An 18,258-nucleotide genomic window follows, 5' to 3' on the forward strand; every position below is an offset into this window, starting at 1 on the left:
AGCAAATACAAGGAAACCGCCCGCGGTGGCCTCGCCGTGAACATCATCGAATGCTGATACCTCCCCTCTCCCATTGGGAGAGGGGCCGGGAGTGAAGGCCAGCCCAGTCTCGCTCCCGGCATCCCTCGTCCGGCCCAAGGGCCACCTTCTCCCAGGGGGGGAAGGGAACAACCAGTTCGGAGCTTATGCATGACCACTGAAATCCTCGCCAAAACCCCGCTGCACGCCCTGCACCTCGAACTCGGCGCGCGCATGGTGCCTTTCGCCGGCTACGACATGCCGGTGCAGTACCCGCTCGGCGTGCTCAAGGAGCACCTGCACACCCGCGAGCAGGCCGGCCTGTTCGACGTGTCGCACATGGGCCAGATCATCCTGCGTGGCGAGCATGCTGCCCGGGCCCTGGAAAGCCTGGTACCGGTCGACATCATCGACCTGCCAGCAGGCATGCAGCGCTATGCCATGTTCACCGACGAGCACGGCGGCATCCTCGACGACCTGATGGTGGCCAATGCGGGCGATCACCTGGTCCTGGTAGTCAACGCCGCCTGCAAGGAACAGGATTTGGACCACCTGCGCCAGTTCATCGGCGAGCAGTGCCAGATCGAATCCTTGTTCGAAACCCGCGCGCTGCTGGCCCTGCAAGGGCCGAAGGCCGCCGAGGTACTGGGCCGCCTGGCACCAGAAGTGAAGGCCATGACCTTCATGCAGTTCGCCAGCGTGCGCCTGCAAGGGGTCGACTGCTATGTCAGCCGCTCCGGCTACACCGGTGAGGACGGCTACGAGATTTCCGTGCCGGTCGAGCAGGCCGAAGCCCTCGCCCGCGCGCTGTTGGCCGAGCCGGAAGTGCAGGCCATCGGCCTTGGCGCCCGTGACTCGCTGCGCCTGGAAGCCGGCCTGTGCCTCTATGGCCATGACATGAGCACCGCCACCACGCCGATCGAGGCCAGCCTGGGCTGGGCCATCTCCAAGGCGCGCCGCATCGACGGCCTGCGTGCCGGCAACTTCCCTGGCGCCGGAAAAATCTTCGAACAACAACGCGAAGGCGTCGCCAGCAAGCGTGTCGGCCTGCTCCCCCTGGAGCGCGTGCCGGTTCGTGAAGGCGCGGAAATCGTCGACGCCGCCGGTACCGTCATCGGTCGTGTCAGCAGTGGCGGCTTCGGCCCCAGCCTGGGCGCGCCGGTGGCCATGGGTTACGTGCAAACTGCCCATGCGGCGCTTGACACCGAAGTCTGGGCCATGGTGCGCGGCAAGCGCATCCCCATGAAAGTCGCCAAGACTCCCTTCGTGCCGCAGCGTTACTACCGCGGCTAATCAAGAACCCCTCGACTGCCCTGCCACGCGCGGGGCCTTTACAAGGGTGAAGGCGAGAGCCTTTGCCCTTTTCTTTATTCGGGGGATGCCGTTCGAAATCAGACACACAACTTCAAAAACTCTCCCTAAGCCACTGAATCAAAAGCCCCCACCTCTTTAATCATCACGACACAATCCCGTCATCAATCAGTCACTCGCCGCAGGCAGATTCTCTGCTCCACATTCCTGGGGAGGACCTGCAATGAACAAGAAGACCCTGATCAAACCGATCGCCACAGCCCTGCTCGCCGCCGCACTGAGCGCCTGCAGCAACCAGGCTCCCGCGCCCGCCAAAGCTGCATCGCTGGACAACGAAGACTGGTACCAGATTCGCTCCGAGAAGGAACTGTTCCTGTTCGACGACTACGCCGCCTACCGTGACTTTGCCAATAGCGGCGAGGCAGCGGCAAAAGTGAGCACTGGCAAACAGGATGGGTTTGGCCGTGACATCGTTCTGGTGCCCAAGTCCGGCGACCAGGGCAAGGACGTGAATACGCTGTCCGTCAAGCGCTTCCTCGACGTCAGCCTGCCGCCGGCACAACCTTTCTACGGCGAGCTGCGCGACGAGGAAGGCATCATCTATGTGTTCAGCCGCTACGGCGACATGATGGACATGTACAAGATCGGTGAACCCACCTTCAGCTACGTCGATATCGGCGGCGGTCCGAACGGCGAGCGCGTGGTCTACGTCCTGGCCAAGGAAGAGCCGAAGCCGGAGAAGCAGATCGCCCTCTTCCGCTCCAAGTACGGCAAGTGAAAGCAGCAAGGGCCAGCAGGGTATAGCCGTTATCGTGACAGGCCTTCCGAGTGCGTCCGGGACCCCCATCTCCCGGGCGGCTCACTCCCGCTCCAGAGCCCCCTACCGCCTGCCGCCCAATCCCTGCCGCACGTCTTCGAGACATATCTAGTTACACTTGCCGCCATCCCTAGTGCCATGCCCTGCCGAGAAGAGAAATCGACGAATAATTGTCATTTCGCCAATTGCACCCCCTAACTTGACGGTCTTTAGTCGAATTATTGGCGAGTTGGCCGTTTTGCTGGTCCTTTAGCGGCCCGTCAAATGTGTGAGCGGCGGGGAGGAAAAGCCTTGGAGCACAGCATCCAGGGCGAGCTGCTCATGCTGATTGGCTTTCGGGGAGGTGGAGCACATCCATGAAAGGCAAGACTGCTGGACCGATTGACGACAATAACGATAAGCAGACAGACGATGCGCGGCGCTCATTCCTCAAGCTTTCCGCCGCAACGATTGCCGCGCCAGCGATCATTTCTGCCAGCACCAGTTTCGCGGGTGACGATGATGATGAAAGCACGGCCCCGCTGCTACCCCCGAGCCCAGCCACTATTCCCTGGGTCATGGAGTTGCCAAAGGCCATCGTGCCACTGGCCGGCACCACGACCCTGACGCCGGCGCCAACGCAAACGGCCAACACCGCCGGCGGCGAAGCCGGGCGAGCACCGCATCAATATTGGAACAAGTTCTTTTCGTACGCGGAGTACTACGAACTGCATGCCGTAGAACGTCCCAACTGGGTCTTCAATCCGGCTTATCCTCCCCAGCCTGTTTGGGTCTATCGAGGAAGCAACACGCCCGACAAAGAGTTCAGCGCGACGGTCATGGCCCATTACGGCAAGCCAGTGCTTTGCCGCATCTACAACGACCTGCCGCAAAATCATGTCGGCTTCGGCACTCCCGAGATATCGACGCACCTGCACAACCTGCATTGCGGTTCCGAAAGCGATGGTTTCCCGGGTGACTACTACAGCCCGAACAAGGCTGGCCCGACGCTGACCACCAAAGGCAAGTTCAAGGATCTCCTGTACCCCAACGTATACGCCGGGTTTGAGAGCTTGCAGGACAACATCGGCGACTACCGCGAGGCTCTAGGGACACTCTTCTATCACGACCACACGCTGGACTTCACATCTGCCAACGTCTATCGGGGTTTAGTGGGCTTCTACCTGCTGTACGACCATCTGGACTCGGGCGATGAGGCCGACCCTACACCCGGCGCCCTTCGGTTGCCCAGCCATCCGTACGACTACCCGCTAGCGTTTGCCGACCGCCGTTTCGATGCCGCTGGAAAACTCTACTACGACCAAGTCAACCCTGAAGGCGTGCTCGGCGACAAGGTGATGGTCAATGGCATGATCGAACCCGTGCTCAAAGTTGCCAGGCGCCGTTATCGCTTCCGTTTCCTCAATGCCGGGCCGAGCCGTTTCTACGCCTTTTCCCTGGTCAACGGGAGCAACGTCAAACAAACATTCACCTACATCGCCAACGACGGCAACCTGCTACCCAAGCCACTGTTGAATCAGAACATCGTGACCCTCGGTGTGGCAGAGCGTGCCGATATCGTGGTCGACTTCTCCAAATACCTGGTGGGTACCACGCTGTATCTGGTCAACCGGATGCGCCAGGAAGAGACGCGCGGGCCCAAAGACATCCGCGACACTGGCGTGCGAGTGCTGAAGATCGTGGTCGATCGCTGGCCTACCAGCCAGGACCTGAGCATGGTGCCAGCCAACCTGCGGCCCCTGCCAACCTACACCGCAGCCCAAGTCGCCGCAGCCCCGGTTCGACGATTCATCTTCGATCGGTCCAACAACATGTGGGCCATCAATGGACAGTTCGTCAATGTTACTGGGCCGCGCTTCAGCATACCCAAGGGGGGCTTCGAGGTCTGGGAGTTGGTCAACATCAATGATGGCTGGTCCCACCCTATCCATATTCACCTTGAGGAAGGCCGAATCCTCTCGCGAGTCCGCAATGGCCAACAACTTCCCATTCCGGCCTACGAGCAAGGCCGCAAGGATGTCTATGTCATTCATGAGAATGAAACCGTTCGGATCCTCATCCGCTTCCGTGATTACGTCGGCAAATACGTCATGCACTGCCACAACCTGATCCATGAAGACCACGCGATGATGCTGCGCTTCGACGTCGTACAGGCCTGAGCCATGCCCCGGGCAGCCGGGGCCGGAGAGATTGAGATGAACACTCGTAGAAACCTGCTCGGCGGCCTGGGAGTTGGCGCACTGGGCCTTTTGGCCCTGGGCGCGTACGGCAGAACCAACGAGCGTGAAAGCCGCCAGCGTACCCTCGGCGACAAGTTCCCGAATGTCCCGGTGTTCACCCATGAAGGGAAGAAGGTGAGCTTTTATGATGACCTGATCCGTGGCAAGGTGGTCGTGCTCAACATGATGTACACGAGCTGCGGAAACACCTGCCCCACCGCCACCGCCAACCTGCGCCGGGTCCAGCAACTGCTGGGCGACCGCCTGGGGCGGGACGTCTTCATGTATTCGATCACGCTGCAGCCGGAGCTGGACCAGCCCCGCCACCTGAAGGAATACATCGACAAGTTCCGCATCGGGCCCGGCTGGCAGTTCCTCACTGGAGCGCCGGAAGATATCCGGGCCTTACGCTACAGCCTCGGCTTCTATGACGTCGAGCCGGAAGTGGACAGCAACCAGCTCACCCACACCGGCATGGTGCGTATCGGCAACGAACCCATCGACCGCTGGACCATGGCACCGGCCCTCACGGAGCCTGACCACATCATGTCCGCCATCAACCACGTCGACCTGCGTGTGGACCATGCTGCCTGGCCGAATCCACCGAAGGACGCCAACGCCTGAGCCAACTTGCCTGCCCAGGTTTACACCTGGACAGGCAAACTGGCGACTCGACCACGTTCGACATCAACCTTGCCGAGCAGAGCCAGACCGAGCACGAAGTAGAGGCCGCAAATCAGGATAGCCAGGCGGTGGTCGTTGTTCGTCACCCAGGTCACCAGCCCGTATGTGGGCGGCCCGATGATCGCCGACACCCCAACGGCGGCGTTCCACAGCCCGTAGAACTCGGCCCGCCGCGTTTCCGGGGCGAGATAACCGACCAGTGCACGCCCCGCCGACTGGCTCGCGCCCATGCACAGCCCAGCGATATTGGCCGCTAGCCAGAATGCCGCAACCGTCGTGGACAGCGCGGCGATCGAAACCATCAACACCCATCCGACCAGGGTGAAAGCCAGGGCCCGGCGATGACCAAGCCGATCCTGTGCATAGCCGAAGGCGAAAGCACCGATGGAAGAGGTGACGTTGACCAGAAGAATCAGCAGCATCGTCTGGGTCACCGTGAAGTTCATCACTTCCTGGGCATAGATGGCCGCAAGGGCGATCACCACCGCAATGCCCGCCTGGTAGCACAAGCCGCATGCCAGCAGCCAGCCGAAGTCCCGAAAGCGATGAATGTTCCGCAAGGTCTCCCACATTCGCCGAATCGACTGACCCAGCGCCCCGGTCGCCGCGATGCCCGATTGCGGCCGGGCGCGTTCCTTGAGCCAGATGAACATGGGAATGGCGGCCAGTCCGTAGACCAGCGCCACGATCAGCATGGTAATGGGTACGTAGGCCTCGGCCGGCTCACCCCGCCCCTGGGCGGAGGTCACATAGCCCAGGCACAAGCCCAGGGAGAACAGCCCTCCCAGGTAGCCAAAACTCCAGCCCCAGCCGGAAACCTTGCCCAACGCGCTCGATTTGGCCAGCTCGGGCAGGAAGGCACTGTTGAGCGCCACACCCGCCTGGAACAACAGGTTCGAGACGATCACCGCAGCCATCGCGACGGCAACATCTCCCGGGCCGGCCAAGGCGAGCGCAGCCGTGGCCAGGACGCACCCGCAGGTGACCACGGCCAGCACTTCCTTCTTGCGGGCGTGCACGTCGGCATATGACCCCAGCACAGGGAGCAGGAAAAACACCAGAATGCTGGAGAACCCGACCGCCAGGGTCCAGAGCAAGGTTGGAAAGCTCAGGTCGCGAGCCACAACCCCCACGAAGTAAGCATTGAACACTGCCGTCAGGACGACGGTGGTGTATCCGGAATTGGCAAAATCGTAGGTCGCCCACGCCAACACCTCACGACGCGGAACGCCCTCGTTGAGCGCATTTTTATCGAAGATCGGCACCTGTCCCCTCCCCCAAAGCCCCTGATCAAATCAGTTCGGGGCCTGCAGCCCCGGCTTTCCAGCCCCATCAGGACGACCGGCAACTGGATACTAGTCACTACCGATGACAGGCGCAGGTGCAATCTAGGGGTCCGTGGCGTTCTGCGGTATTATGCGCGCCCTTGGCCCAAACCCGGGCCGGCGATTCACGGCAAGCACAGCATGACCACCGAAGACCAACTCATTCCGCAGAACCCGGCGACCGAGGCCGAAGGCGAATCCACCGCCCCCGCACCCGCCGCCAAGAAACAGAACGCCCCTTGGTACCAGGGCTTCAAGTCCCACGACCGCGGACAACGTCCCGGCCCCGCGCCACGCGGCACCCGCCGCTCGATGGGCAAGCGCTGACTCACCGAGCCAGCCCTTCGCAGCGCCGGGCGCGTCCAGGCGCTGCGGATATACCCCGTTTTTACTGCTTGACCAGGTTCAGGCGCTTGTCGGTAAAGACGCAGATCACGCCGGCCTCGTTGTACATCACCGGATGGTTGAAGTCGCAGTAGGCCGCTGCCACGCTAAGCGGCAATTGTGGATTGCCCGCTCGTGCTGCCTTGAACCAGGACATTTGGCCGGCCTTGCACAGCTTCGCCTCAGCATCGGTGGTGTAGGTGCAAAGCATTGCCTGATCGACTTCAGATCCCTGCTGCAGGCAACCTGTCAAAGGCAGAGCCAGTAGAGCGGCCAGAGTGAGTTTCGTGCTGATCTTCATGAAGTGACTCCGTGTACCAAGGGCAACCCAGCGGGAACTGCCGGACCAGGGGGACACTGACAGGCTGACCGCCCAATGTCCCGCCAGTCAGCTGCAGATAGCCCCATTTGAACAATTGGGTCTTTCCCAGTTCCGTACTTTCCTCACGACTTTCGTGATTTGGATCGCATCCACGACCTTCAGCAAGCTGCCGTCGCCGGATCGTCCAAGGTCTATAGTCCTTTGACGTCTCCCCTACGTTTTCCGCCAACGGAGCTTCGTCATGGACACCAGCCAGCACAACCTCGGCACCCTTTTCCAACAGCTTGGATTGGCCTCCAGCAAGGCCGAGATCGATGAGTTCATTGCCAGCCATCGTCTCACCGCAGGCCTGGCCGTAGCCGATGCCCCCTTCTGGACCCCTGCCCAGGCCACCTTCCTGCGCGAGGCCTTGCAGGAGGATTCGGACTGGGCAGAAGAGGTCGATGAGCTGGCGATGCTGCTATCCAAGTAGATCCCGCCACCTCCTCCAGGCCCACCGGCGGCAGCCCCGGACTGAAGTCCGGGCTGCGGTCTGTAGGGTGGGCCAGCGGCGCTCCGCGAGCACCGAGAAGCCCCACAACCGCTGCACCTGGGCGCAATCGATTCCAGTGATGGCCACCATCAGGCCGAATCAATTTTCTCCTCGACTCCCTGCCGGCAATCTAGCGCCATCGGCCATTCGGCCAACAGGTTCGAGGCAACCGACATGTCCGCCGACCAGAAGCTTGCTGAACAGCTGTACCAGGTCACCCACGTGACCGTGGACGACTTGCGCCTGCGCTTCGAGACCGAAGTGGCGGTAAGCCTGGAGGACGGCAGCCTGGCAGTTCGCCAGGCGCCTACGCCAATCGCCGAACGCAAGGCCCTGCGGGAGCTGATCTGCGGCGAGGCCAGCTGATCTCACCGCAGAGCCCGTCACACCTTGAGTTGCCGGGGGAACGGGAGCGTATGAAGCCTCTGACCGACCGCCGCGTGCAAGGCGTTGGCCACGGCTGGTGCAATCGGCGGAACACCCGGCTCACCCACGCCCGTGGGCGCCTCGGCTGATGGCACGATGTGCACCTCCACCGCCGGCATTTCGTTGATCCTGAGTACCTGGAAGTCGTGGAAGTTCGACTGCTGGACCACGCCATCCTTCAGCGTGATGGCACCGTGCAGCGCCGCTGCCAAGCCAAAGCCGATACCACCTTCCATCTGCGCCTTGATCACATCAGGGTTGATCGCCAGGCCGCAATCCACAGCGCACACCACGCGATCCACCTTGTAGCTGCCGTCAGATTTGACCGTCACCTCCGCGACCTGGGCCACGAACGACCCGAAAGACTCATGCACGGCGATGCCGCGACCGCGCTTCTCCCCGGCAGTGCCAGGTGCCAGCGGCGTATTCCAGCCTGCCTTCTGCGCGGCCAACTCCAGGGTCGCACGGTGGCGCGGGTGCTTCGCCAGCAACGCGTGGCGGTACTCGTATGGGTCCTTCCCGGCCTCCGATGCCGCCGTGTCGATCAGTACCTCGGCCGCATAGGCGGTGTGCGTATGCCCGACGGAGCGCCACCACTGAATGGGCACACCGATATCCTCGGGCGTGTGCAGCTCCACCTGAAGGTTGGGCACCTCATAGGAGAGGTTCGACAGTCCCTCCACCGAGGTATGGTCGACACCGTCCTTGACCAGCCCCCCCTCGAACACCGTGCCTTTGCCGATGGACTGGCCCACCAGGCGATGGTGCCAGGCCTGGAGCATGCCCTGCTCATCCAGTGCCAGTCGCGCACGATGCACGTAGACCGGCCGGTAATAACCGGCGCGGGTATCGTCCTCGCGGGTCCATACCAGTTTCACCGGCGCGTCGTGGCCCTTGGCCCGCGCCGCTTTGGTGATCGCAACGGCCTCCAGCAGGTAGTCCGACTGCGGGCTGGCGCGGCGACCGAAGCTACCGCCGGCATACAGCTGGGTCAGGCTGACCTTCTCCACCGGAATGTCCAGGTACTTGGCGATGCTCAGTTGGTCTGCGGTCTGCAATTGCTCACCATTCCAGACTTCGCATTGGCCATCGGAAACCTTGACCAGGCAATTCATCGGCTCCATCGCCGCGTGTGCCAGGTAGGGGAACTCGAAATCGGCTTCGATCACCTTGGCTGGCTCTGCAAGAGCGGCGTTGGCATCTCCGCGCTTCGCTGCAAGCAACCCCTCCTTGCTCAGGGCCTCACGATAGCGGACCAGGATCTCCTCGCTGCCCAAGCGAAACGTCTTGCTCTCGTCCCACTCCACCACTAACGCATCGCGCCCTTGGCGCGCGGCCCAGGTATTTTTCGCCAGCACCGCCACTCCGGTACGCCCATGCGGTGTGTCGGTGAATTGGACCACTTCCACGACACCCGGCACTGCCTTGGCCTTGGCGGCATCCACGGCCTTTGGCACGCCACCGAAACGCGGCGGGTAGGCAACTACGGCCACCAGCATGCCAGGCAGCTTGATGTCCTGGGTGAAGATGGCGCTGCCGTCGGTTTTGTCCACACTGTCCTTGCGACTGAGCTGGGCCCTGCCGATCAGCTTGAAGTCCTTTGGGTCCTTCAGTTTCACATCGGTCGGGATGGGTTGTTTGGCCGCGCCATCGGCCAGCTCGCCAAACCCGGACTTGCGACCAGAGCCCGAATGGCTGACCACACCCTGACTGACCTCAATGCTGTCGACCGGCACCTGCCACTCTTTGGCGGCAGCCGCGACCAGCATCGCGCGGGCACTGGCACCTGCCTTGCGCATCTGCTCGAAAGAGTTGGCCATGGCGGAACTGCCGCCAGTCCCTTGCATGGTGCCGAAAGCCAGATTCTTGTAGAGCGCCGCATCAGCAGGCGCGCCTTCCACCCGCACCTGTGCCCAATCGGCATCCAGCTCTTCGGCCAGCAAGGTTGCCAGCCCGGTATAACTGCCCTGCCCCATCTCCAGGTGCTTGGCCAGGACGGTGACGCGGCCATCATTGCCGATGCGCACGAAAGCATTTGGCACAAAGCCCTCCGGCGCGGCCAGTGCTTCCCCACCATGCATCAGCGGCGCGAAGAACACCCCCAGGGCTAGCCCACCACTGCCCTGCAGGAACGCACGCCGGCTGACATTGAGAATTCCATTGCCCGCCACTGATTCACGCTCGAACTTGCCCATGACGATTCTCCTTAAGCCAGCGTGCTGGCGGCTTCATGAATGGCGGCACGAATCCGCACATAGGTGGCACAGCGGCAGATGTTGCCGCCCATGGCCGCGTCGATGTCAGCATCGCTCGGTGCACGGTTCGCCTTGAGCAAGGCCGTGGCGGACATGATCTGCCCGGACTGGCAGTAACCGCACTGCACCACATCGAGCTTGCGCCAGGCCGCCTGGACCGCCGCACCCACCGGATCCTGGCCAACGCCTTCGATGGTGGTGACTTTTTTGCCCACCACGGCCGATAGCGGGGTGATGCAGGCCCGCGTTGGCTGGCCTTCCACGTGCACCGTGCAGGCGCCACACAGCGCCATGCCGCAGCCGTACTTGGTACCGGTGAGTTCTGCGACATCACGCAGCGCCCACAGCAGGGGCATATCCGCTGGAGTGTCGAGTTCGTGGTCCTTGCCATTCAGGTTCAGGGTAATCATCAGGCGTCCAACCTCTGTCGGGATGGCTACAGTTCGCCGGCCGGACGAACCTGGCTCGGCACGGTTTTTTCCAAGCTAGTCGGATCTTCGCCGCCGATTGGCGCAACCGGCGGAGCGTTTCAGGCGCTCTGGCGCAATCGCGCGATATCGCGCATCGGCGGCGCGCCGAACACCCGGCTGTATTCGCGGCTGAACTGCGACGGGCTCTCGTATCCCACGCGGCTACCGGCGCTGGCGGCATCCAGGGCCTCCACCAGCATCAACCGGCGTGCCTCCTGCAGGCGCAGTTGTTTCTGGAATTGCAGCGGGCTCATGGCCGTCAAAGCCTTGAAATGATGGTGGAGCGACGACGTGCTCATGTTCACCTCGCTGGCCAGACGTTCGATCTGCAGGGGCTGGTGGAAGTTCTGCCGGAGCCAGTTGACCGCCCGACTGACGCGGTGCCCCTGCGTGCCACTGCTGGCGATCTGGCGCAACTGTGCACACTGCTCGCCGCGTAGCAGGCGGTAGAGGATTTCCCGGCGAATGAGCGGCAGCAGCGCAGGAATATCTTCAGGGTTGTCCAGCAGACGCAGCATCCGCAGTACGGCATCCTGCAAGGGAGCGCCCAGACCGCTCACGGCCATGCCGCGCGGACAGCCCTGGACGTCTGGCGCCGGGATATCCAGGTCCATCAGCAGACTGCCGATTTCCGCCGGGTCCAGGTCCAGCCGCAAGCTGAGAAAGGGAACCTCGGGGCTGGCCTCGATGACCTGGCCGATCACCGGCAGGTCAAGCGACACCACCAGGTACTGCGACGGGCCGTACAGATAGCGCTCCTCGCCCAGCAGCACTTGCTTGCGCCCCTGTACCACCAGACCGACAGCGGGCTCGTACAGGCAATGCAGAGGCTCGCTTGGGAGCGATGCGCGGTACAGTGTCAAGCCGTGGATAGCCGTGGGACGGATGCCGTCCTGCCCAGTGAATCGATCAATCAAACGCACCAGTTCATGCTGCTGTGGCGCGACCGCCAGGCTCTGTATTGGCGCAAGGGAGGCTTGTGGATTCATGGTCTCGACCCCGGGCAATGATGGGCCAACTTTATCCAAGCCCTGCCCTTGCGTCTCGCGCGGGGCAGCGCCTCAGGAGGATCAGGCAAGAATCCAGTAGAATCCGGCTATCCTCCCTGCCGCCTCGCGCGGCAAACTGCCCGACATCTGAAACCGTAGGCTGGCGCTGGGTCAAAGGCAAAGCCCAACAAGGGAATCGATCCTGTGTTGGGCTTCACTGCACGCCGCAACCACCTACAGCCCGCTGGATCAGTCGGCGACCTGCATCACCACGCGACCACCCGGAGGGCAAGTCTCCATGTATCGGTTGGCATCGGCGAAGTCTTCGAAGGCAAACACGCGATCAATCGGTGGCTTCAACAGTTGGTCGCGAGTCAGCTGGTTGATGTGCTCCAGGGCACGCTTGACCAGCGCCTCGTTGGGCTCGATGCCCATTTCAGGCGAACCGGTGAAGTCCAGCACGCAATGCCGATGGAACTGCAGGTGCTTCTTGAATGCGGCGCAGGCTGGGAACGCGGCGTCATTGCCACCGTTGACACCGTAGAGAATGAGTTTGCCACGAGTAGCGGCAACATCACCCAGCAGTTTCAGCTGCTGGCCGGCGCACTGGTCGAGCACGATTTCGACGCCCTTGCCTTCGGTGATGCGCTCGATTTCGAGGACCAGATCCTGCTCCTCGGTCACGATGATCTTGTCGGCACCCAGTTCGCGAAGGAACGCACGGCTCTCCGGATGACTGGTCGAGGCAATGACCTTGGCACCCAGTGCCTTGGCCAGTTGCACGGTCTGTGGTGCCAGGCAGTGCCCAGCCTCGGTGATCAGCACATGCTGGCCGGCCTTGAGCCCACCCAGGTCCACCAGGGCGAAATAGGCCATCAGCAGCGGCGTGTAATGCACAGAAGCTTCGATGGGCGTCAGGGTATCGGGATAGGCAACCAGGCCATTGCGCGGCATCACCACGAGGTCACCCCAGGCCGGATGACGGTTCGGCGTACTGGCAGGAAAGCTGGCCACGGGCGTGCCAGGAACAAGGTCATCGACACCGGGGCCGACGGCCTCGACCACACCCGCCAGCTCAAAGCCCAGGCCAGATGGAAGTTGGGTCGGCTGCTCAGCCGCCAGGTTCTGCCGCCAGAGCACGTCCTTCCAGCCCACACCCAGGGCCTGAGTGCGTACCAGAACTTCGCCCGGCCCCGGAACAGGGCTCGGCAGCTCTTCCAGTTTGAGCACTTCGGGGCCACCGAATTGATGGAAACGGATCATGCGGGACATCACATACCTCGCCTTTTGACTCTTTATAGCCCCGGACTTTATCCGGGCTTAGAACACAAAACCACCCGTGCCCATCAATAGTTGTCATGAATGCGGATGATGCGAACCTTGACGACAGCGCGCGAGGCCTTCACCTTTCACACATTAATTACGGATGATTCCATGAACCGGAACGACCTGAGAAAGGTTGACCTCAACCTTTTGATCGTATTCGAGACACTCATGCACGAGCGCAGCGTTACGCGCGCCGCCGAGAAGCTTTTTCTCGGCCAGCCGGCGATCAGCGCCGCGCTCGCCCGCCTGCGCACATTGTTCGACGACCCGCTATTCGTCCGTACCGGCCGGAGCATGGAACCTTCGGCGCGAGCGATCGAGATTTACTCCCTGCTCACGCCAGCGCTGGACTCCATCTCCACCGCCATCAGCCGCGCCGCAGATTTCGACCCCGCTACCAGCACCGCAGTGTTCCGCGTTGGCTTCTCGGACGATGTCGAGTTCGCCTTGCTCCCCGCCCTGCTCCGCCGCCTGCGAGCCGAAGCGCCGGGCGTGGTGCTGGTGGTGCGCCGCACCAACTATCTGCTGATGCCCAACCTGCTGGCCTCAGGCGAGATTTCCGTCGGCGTCAGCTATACCGAGGAGCTTCCCGCCAACGCCAAGCGCAAGACTTTGCGGCGTTCCAAGCCCAAGCTGCTACGGGCGGACGCGGTTCCGGGCGCCCTGTCACTGGACGATTATTGCGAACGCCCCCATGCACTGGTGTCCTTTGCCGGTGACCTGGCCGGCTTCGTCGACGAAGAACTAGCGAAGGTGGGCCGGCAACGCAGGGTCGTGCTGGCCGTACCCCAGTTCAACGGCCTCGGCACGCTGCTCGCCGGCACCGACCTGGTGGCAATGGTGCCCGACTACACCGCCGCAGCCCTGACTTCCGCAGGCGGACTGCGCGCTGAAGATCCGCCGCTGCCCACGCGGGCGTTCGAGCTCTCCATGGCCTGGCGCGGCGCTCAGGACAACGACCCGGCCGAACGCTGGCTGCGCTCGCGCATCCAGATGTACTGCGGTGATCCGGATAGCCTGGAATAGGCTCACCCTGCAGTGGGGGCGCAGTGGCTGCCCTTCGCGAATGAATTCGCTCACTCAGCTGCGCCGGGTGCACCATGAGTTCACCCATGCGGAATCCGGTGCGCGCGGCGCACTCTCCATCGCGGCGTAGGATCGTGGACTAGGCCACCCGCCCGAGATTGACCGTTAGCGGCCAGCTCACCTCGCGCAAGGCACCCGGCTTACCCCAGGCAGCTTCGAACTGCGCTCGTAGCGAGTCCAGGGGATTGCGGCCATGGATGGCCTGGTAGGTCGCCAGGGCGGACCAGCTCTCCAGGTAACCGAGTAATCGCGTCAGGTCCCAGCGGGCGTTCAGCGCGGAGACTGGCACCTCGATGCGTTCGAAGGGGAATGGCAAGGTCCGATAGCCCTGCTCGACGTGCTTGCGCTCCTCCGCCCAGTAAGGCCCGAGGATGTCGTAGTAGAGACGATTGACCAGCGCATCCAGCTCCGGCGTGATCTGCAACAGGTTGTAGGAAATCACCGCCAACTGGCCGCCAGGCTGGGATACACGCCGTACTTCTGCGTAGAACCGATCGAGATCGAACCAATGCAGCGCTTGGGCGACCACGGTCAGCGAAACGCTGGCATTCGTCAGCGACGTCGCTTCGGCTGGCTCGCAGCGGTACTCGATGTTCGCCGCCGCCTCGGCTTTCGCCAACTGCTGGGCATTCACATCGGTTCCCACCACCCGCTCGAAATGACGCGCCAGGTCGACGGTGGCCTGGCCGGAGCCACAGCCGCAGTCCCAGGCCAGAGTACGGTCCGGCGCCTGTTGGCTGAGCCAGACGAATAGCGCGGGGTCGTAGGTCGGGCGGTTGGCGCGGTAGGCGTCGGACTGACGGGAAAAGAGTTCGCAGGTGTTGGACATGATGAGGGGCCTCATCGGGTTCGGGGCCTGAGGAGCGGCGCAAGCAACCTTATCTCCCGGCCCCTCTCCGCTTCAGGGAGATGGGCCGGGAGAGAGGCCAGGACGCCGACTTAACGCAACCGATCCACCATCGCCGCAATGACCGACAGCACATCCTTGCCAAGGCGCTTGGAACGAGCACCGTTCCAGCCCGTATGCGGGTGGGGATTGTCGTCATGATCCTTGAAGGGCATTTCGATGGTGAACGACAGGCAGTCAAATGCCATCCCGACGGCGTTGCAGGCCAAGGTGGTGTTGGCCTGGCCCGGTTCGTCGCGTGGATAGCCGAACTGGGTCTGGAACTCGGCACCCACAGCTACCAGCCGCTGGCGGAACTCGCTTTCCAGGAACTCCAGGCGTGGGCTGTAGCCGGGGTTTCCCTCGCAGCCGGCGGTGAACACGTGGGGAATCTCCTCGTCGCCGTGGATGTCGAGGAACAGGTCGACGCCGATCTTGCGCATTTGCTGCTGGACGAAGAAAACCTCGGGCGTTTCAGTGTCGTTGGCCGACTGCCAGGCGCGGTTGAGGTCCTTGCCGGCGGCGTTGGTGCGCAGATGGCCACGGAAGGCGCCGTCCGGGTTCATGTTCGGGACCAGGTAAAGGTCAGCCTTCTGCAACAGGGCATCGAGCTCGGTGTCATCGCCTTTCTGCAGGCGTTCGATCACACCCTCCATGTACCACTCGGCCATGTGCTCGCCAGGATGCTGCTGGGCGATGATCCAGACCTTGCGCTTGGCGTTGGGATTACGGCTGATGCACAGCAGCGGAATCTCACGTCCTTCGATGCTCTTGCCGATGGCGACCACCTCGGCGCCGGCCTTGTCCAAGGCCTCGCTGACCAGCCAGTCGTGGCGGGCACGGCTGTAGGGCTCGAAATAGGCGAACCAGATCTGCTCGTGGGTCGGTTCCAGGCTGAAGTGCAGCCCCTTCTCGTCGAAGCTGCTCGGCACGCGGAACCAGTTGACCTGGTCATAGGAGGCAACAGCGTTATAACCGGTCCAGGCATGGCTGTATGCGGACTGAGGAGCGTTGGTCAGGCTGAAGCCATAACGTTCGCCCTGCTTGAGCCCCTCGACCTTGAAATGGAACCACTGGAAGTGGTGGCTCTTCAGGTCTGGGCGCATGGCAAGCAGCACCTGGTGCGGGTTGCTGGCATCTATCACTTCGATGTTGCCGCTGTCGAAGTCCGAGCTGATCTTCATGGGTACCTCATGGCGAGTGCTTCACGGTGCCCGACAGGATCGCAGGTCGGGCACGGGGTGGAAATCGTCGGGGCGACATGGACGGACAGCCAGCGCCCCACGGCGGGTCAGTCCGCCTGTTCGAGGCGGGCCAGGCGCGCTTCCAGCTCGGCGACGCGGGCTTCCAGTTCGTCGATCCGGGCATCCGCGGTGGCGCGGGACTCGGCACGCTCGGGCATGCTGGCACGGGCCTCCAGCAGCGCTTCGAGGTCAGCAGGATCGCCCATCAGATGCATATAGCGATCCTCACGCTGGCCACTCTGGCGCGGCAGCAGCGTGGCAAGGCCGCGGCCGATCAGGCGTTCGAGCTGATGGCGGACGTGCTCGGTATCGTCGAAGTCGGCCATGCGATTGCTACGGGTAAGCAGTTCGCTGAGGGTTTGCGGGCCACGCAGGAGCAGCAAACCGACCAAAATCAGCTGCGGCTGCACCAGCTCGAGCGTCTTGTCCGCGCGCTGCTCCCAGCGGTCTGCGCGGCTACCCATGACGAGCCTTGCCAGCCCACGGGCCTCCAGGCTGCGCATTCCCTGACCAGCCTGGCCGGGGCTCAGGTTCATCACCGGTTCGCGGCTGGTCTTCTGGTTGCTGGCCAGCACCAGGGCGTTGAGGGTCAGCGGATAGGCCTCGGGCGTGGTGGCCTGCTTCTCGATCAGGCTGCCGAGTAACCGGGCCTCTGTGGCGGTGAGGGGGTCTTCGGCGAACAGTGCATGAATCTCGGTGGACATTGCGGTATCCGTCTGCTGAAAAGTGCCACTAGCCTAACGTGACTGGCGCCAGTCGGCAGCAGCTATTGGGAAAAGCGCTCCACGAGGAAGTCGATGAACGCCCGAACCTTGGTCGGTAAGGGCCGTCCGGGTGGACATACAGCGTAGATCTGCGAACTGGGAAGCGGAAAATTCTGCAACACTTCCTCCAACTTGCCACTGGCCAGGCTTTCCTCCAGCAGGAAGCGCGGCAGCGATACCAGCCCAAGTCCATTCACTGCGGCCTGCACCAATGCCTCGCCGTTATTCGCCAGCAGTCGCGGGCGCACCGGCACTGAACGCCACTCGCGGCCCATGAGAAATTGCCACTGGCTGCTGTTGGCTCGGTTCTTGTACCCAAGGCAGGTGTGCTCGCGCAGGTCGTCCGGCACTTGCGGCCGGCCATGGGCATCCAGGTAAGCCGGGCTGGCGCAGACTGCGTGGGGGCACGGCGCCAGTTCACGGGCGACGAGGGTCGAATCGCTGAGGCGACCGATGCGCAGGGTGATGTCGTAGCCTTCGCTGACCAGGTCGACGTAGCGGTCGTTGAGGTCCAGTTCCACGTCCAGCCCTGGGTGTGCGGCCATGAAGTCGTTGAGCGCCGGCGACAGGTACTTGAGGCCGAAGGACATCGGCGCGGCCAGGCGCAGGCGGCCACGCAGCTCGGTCTGCAGGCTGCGGGTGGCCTCCTCGGCCTCGGCCAAGTCACGAAGGATTCGCTGGGTGCGTTCGAAGTAGTCGATACCGGTTTCGGTCAGGCTCAGGCGCCGGGTGGTGCGGTTGAACAGGCGGCATTCCAGATGTTTTTCCAGCGCGCTCATACGCCGGCTGACCACTGATTTGGCGATGTTCAGGCGTTGCGCCGCCGCGGAGAAGCCGCCGGCCTCCACGACAACCACGAACACCCGCATGTCTTCGAACAGGTTCATGGCGTGCTGCCTGTGAATTGCGATGAGCCGTTATCACACGTTTAGCGGGTTTGGGCATTGGCATTTGTTGTTAAGGGCAGCCCCAAGTAGAGCTTCGTGGATGGGCCACGCCCCTGTGGGGGCGAAATCATTGGCTCTGTCCCAGTTAAGTGTTGTCACTGGCTGGCTCCCTTGTAGGAGCCAGCTTGAACTGGCTTAATGATTTTGGACACCTCACTCGGGCGCTATGATGGCCCAAATCTGAGGTATGTCGGAATGCGTAAGTCCTACTCGAATGAATTCAAACTCAAGGCTGCCAGCATGGTTCTGGACG

The 18,258-nt window shown here is 62.6% G+C and carries 18 protein-coding genes; 8 read left to right on the plus strand and 10 right to left on the minus strand.

What is annotated here, in order from left to right:
* Window positions 1-189 precede the first annotated feature (189 nt).
* The 4 genes from gcvT (at window position 190) to J7302_RS25800 (ending at window position 4,989) form a co-directional block, all read left to right on the plus strand.
* Entirely contained in the window at window positions 190-1,311 is a 1,122-nt protein-coding gene (gene gcvT, locus J7302_RS25785) for a glycine cleavage system aminomethyltransferase GcvT (protein WP_215381594.1), read from the plus strand.
* A gap of 241 nt (window positions 1,312-1,552) precedes the next feature.
* Window positions 1,553-2,107, plus strand: coding sequence for a hypothetical protein (locus J7302_RS25790; protein ID WP_215381597.1), 555 nt, complete (start codon window positions 1,553-1,555; stop codon window positions 2,105-2,107).
* Window positions 2,108-2,502: 395 nt separating this feature from the next.
* Window positions 2,503-4,305, plus strand: a complete 1,803-nt coding sequence (locus tag J7302_RS25795) for a multicopper oxidase family protein (protein ID WP_251702278.1) — start codon at window positions 2,503-2,505, stop codon at window positions 4,303-4,305.
* Between the two features lie 36 nt (window positions 4,306-4,341).
* On the plus strand, window positions 4,342-4,989 hold the full coding sequence (locus J7302_RS25800; protein WP_215381599.1) for an SCO family protein: 648 nt from the start codon (window positions 4,342-4,344) through the stop codon (window positions 4,987-4,989).
* 20 nt (window positions 4,990-5,009) lie between these two features.
* Here the strand turns inward: J7302_RS25800 and J7302_RS25805 are convergent, their stop codons facing one another.
* The gene (locus tag J7302_RS25805) at window positions 5,010-6,314 is read right to left on the minus strand and encodes an MFS transporter (RefSeq protein ID WP_349814478.1); all 1,305 of its coding nucleotides are present in this window, start codon (window positions 6,312-6,314) and stop codon (window positions 5,010-5,012) included.
* A gap of 201 nt (window positions 6,315-6,515) precedes the next feature.
* On the opposite strand from J7302_RS25805, the gene J7302_RS25810 reads away from it, so the two are divergent.
* Window positions 6,516-6,701, plus strand: coding sequence for a hypothetical protein (locus J7302_RS25810; RefSeq protein WP_215381602.1), 186 nt, complete (start codon window positions 6,516-6,518; stop codon window positions 6,699-6,701).
* Window positions 6,702-6,762: 61 nt separating this feature from the next.
* Here J7302_RS25810 and J7302_RS25815 read toward each other — a convergent pair whose 3' ends face one another.
* Window positions 6,763-7,059 carry a hypothetical protein gene (locus tag J7302_RS25815; RefSeq protein ID WP_215381603.1) on the minus strand — a complete coding sequence of 99 codons (297 nt, stop codon included), beginning with the start codon at window positions 7,057-7,059 and terminating at the stop codon, window positions 6,763-6,765.
* A gap of 262 nt (window positions 7,060-7,321) precedes the next feature.
* Between J7302_RS25815 and J7302_RS25820 the strand changes: the two genes are divergently transcribed.
* The gene (locus tag J7302_RS25820; RefSeq protein WP_215381605.1) at window positions 7,322-7,552 is read left to right on the plus strand and encodes a DUF2789 domain-containing protein; all 231 of its coding nucleotides are present in this window, start codon (window positions 7,322-7,324) and stop codon (window positions 7,550-7,552) included.
* Window positions 7,553-7,786: 234 nt separating this feature from the next.
* Entirely contained in the window at window positions 7,787-7,978 is a 192-nt protein-coding gene (ptrC, locus tag J7302_RS25825) for a type III secretion system co-regulatory protein PtrC (RefSeq protein WP_215381607.1), read from the plus strand.
* A 17-nt stretch (window positions 7,979-7,995) separates the two neighbouring features.
* Here ptrC and J7302_RS25830 read toward each other — a convergent pair whose 3' ends face one another.
* The 4 genes from J7302_RS25830 to J7302_RS25845 all read right to left on the minus strand — a co-directional run bounded on the left by J7302_RS25830 (window position 7,996) and on the right by J7302_RS25845 (window position 13,024).
* Window positions 7,996-10,233: a xanthine dehydrogenase family protein molybdopterin-binding subunit gene (locus J7302_RS25830; protein ID WP_215381609.1), complete on the minus strand. Its 2,238-nt coding sequence runs from the start codon at window positions 10,231-10,233 to the stop codon at window positions 7,996-7,998.
* Window positions 10,234-10,244: 11 nt separating this feature from the next.
* Window positions 10,245-10,703 carry a (2Fe-2S)-binding protein gene (locus J7302_RS25835; protein ID WP_215381611.1) on the minus strand — a complete coding sequence of 153 codons (459 nt, stop codon included), beginning with the start codon at window positions 10,701-10,703 and terminating at the stop codon, window positions 10,245-10,247.
* Between the two features lie 119 nt (window positions 10,704-10,822).
* Entirely contained in the window at window positions 10,823-11,752 is a 930-nt protein-coding gene (locus J7302_RS25840; protein ID WP_215381614.1) for an AraC family transcriptional regulator, read from the minus strand.
* A gap of 249 nt (window positions 11,753-12,001) precedes the next feature.
* Window positions 12,002-13,024, minus strand: coding sequence for a zinc-dependent alcohol dehydrogenase family protein (locus tag J7302_RS25845; protein ID WP_215381616.1), 1,023 nt, complete (start codon window positions 13,022-13,024; stop codon window positions 12,002-12,004).
* Window positions 13,025-13,186: 162 nt separating this feature from the next.
* Here J7302_RS25845 and J7302_RS25850 point away from each other — a divergent pair, with 162 nt between their 5' ends.
* On the plus strand, window positions 13,187-14,104 hold the full coding sequence (locus J7302_RS25850) for a LysR family transcriptional regulator (RefSeq protein ID WP_251702279.1): 918 nt from the start codon (window positions 13,187-13,189) through the stop codon (window positions 14,102-14,104).
* A 139-nt stretch (window positions 14,105-14,243) separates the two neighbouring features.
* Here the strand turns inward: J7302_RS25850 and J7302_RS25855 are convergent, their stop codons facing one another.
* The 4 genes from J7302_RS25855 to J7302_RS25870 all read right to left on the minus strand — a co-directional run bounded on the left by J7302_RS25855 (window position 14,244) and on the right by J7302_RS25870 (window position 17,945).
* A complete protein-coding gene (locus tag J7302_RS25855; protein ID WP_215381618.1) occupies window positions 14,244-14,993 on the minus strand; it encodes a class I SAM-dependent methyltransferase in 750 nt (249 codons plus the stop codon).
* 110 nt (window positions 14,994-15,103) lie between these two features.
* Window positions 15,104-16,234 carry a M14 family metallopeptidase gene (locus J7302_RS25860; RefSeq protein ID WP_215381621.1) on the minus strand — a complete coding sequence of 377 codons (1,131 nt, stop codon included), beginning with the start codon at window positions 16,232-16,234 and terminating at the stop codon, window positions 15,104-15,106.
* A gap of 107 nt (window positions 16,235-16,341) precedes the next feature.
* Complete coding sequence (locus tag J7302_RS25865; RefSeq protein ID WP_215381624.1) at window positions 16,342-16,998, minus strand: YceH family protein; 657 nt, start codon at window positions 16,996-16,998, stop codon at window positions 16,342-16,344.
* A 62-nt stretch (window positions 16,999-17,060) separates the two neighbouring features.
* Window positions 17,061-17,945 carry a LysR family transcriptional regulator gene (locus J7302_RS25870; RefSeq protein ID WP_215381627.1) on the minus strand — a complete coding sequence of 295 codons (885 nt, stop codon included), beginning with the start codon at window positions 17,943-17,945 and terminating at the stop codon, window positions 17,061-17,063.
* Window positions 17,946-18,258: the final 313 nt, after the last annotated feature.

Source organism: Metapseudomonas boanensis, from assembly GCF_018704125.1.
Lineage (GTDB): Bacteria > Pseudomonadota > Gammaproteobacteria > Pseudomonadales > Pseudomonadaceae > Metapseudomonas > Metapseudomonas boanensis.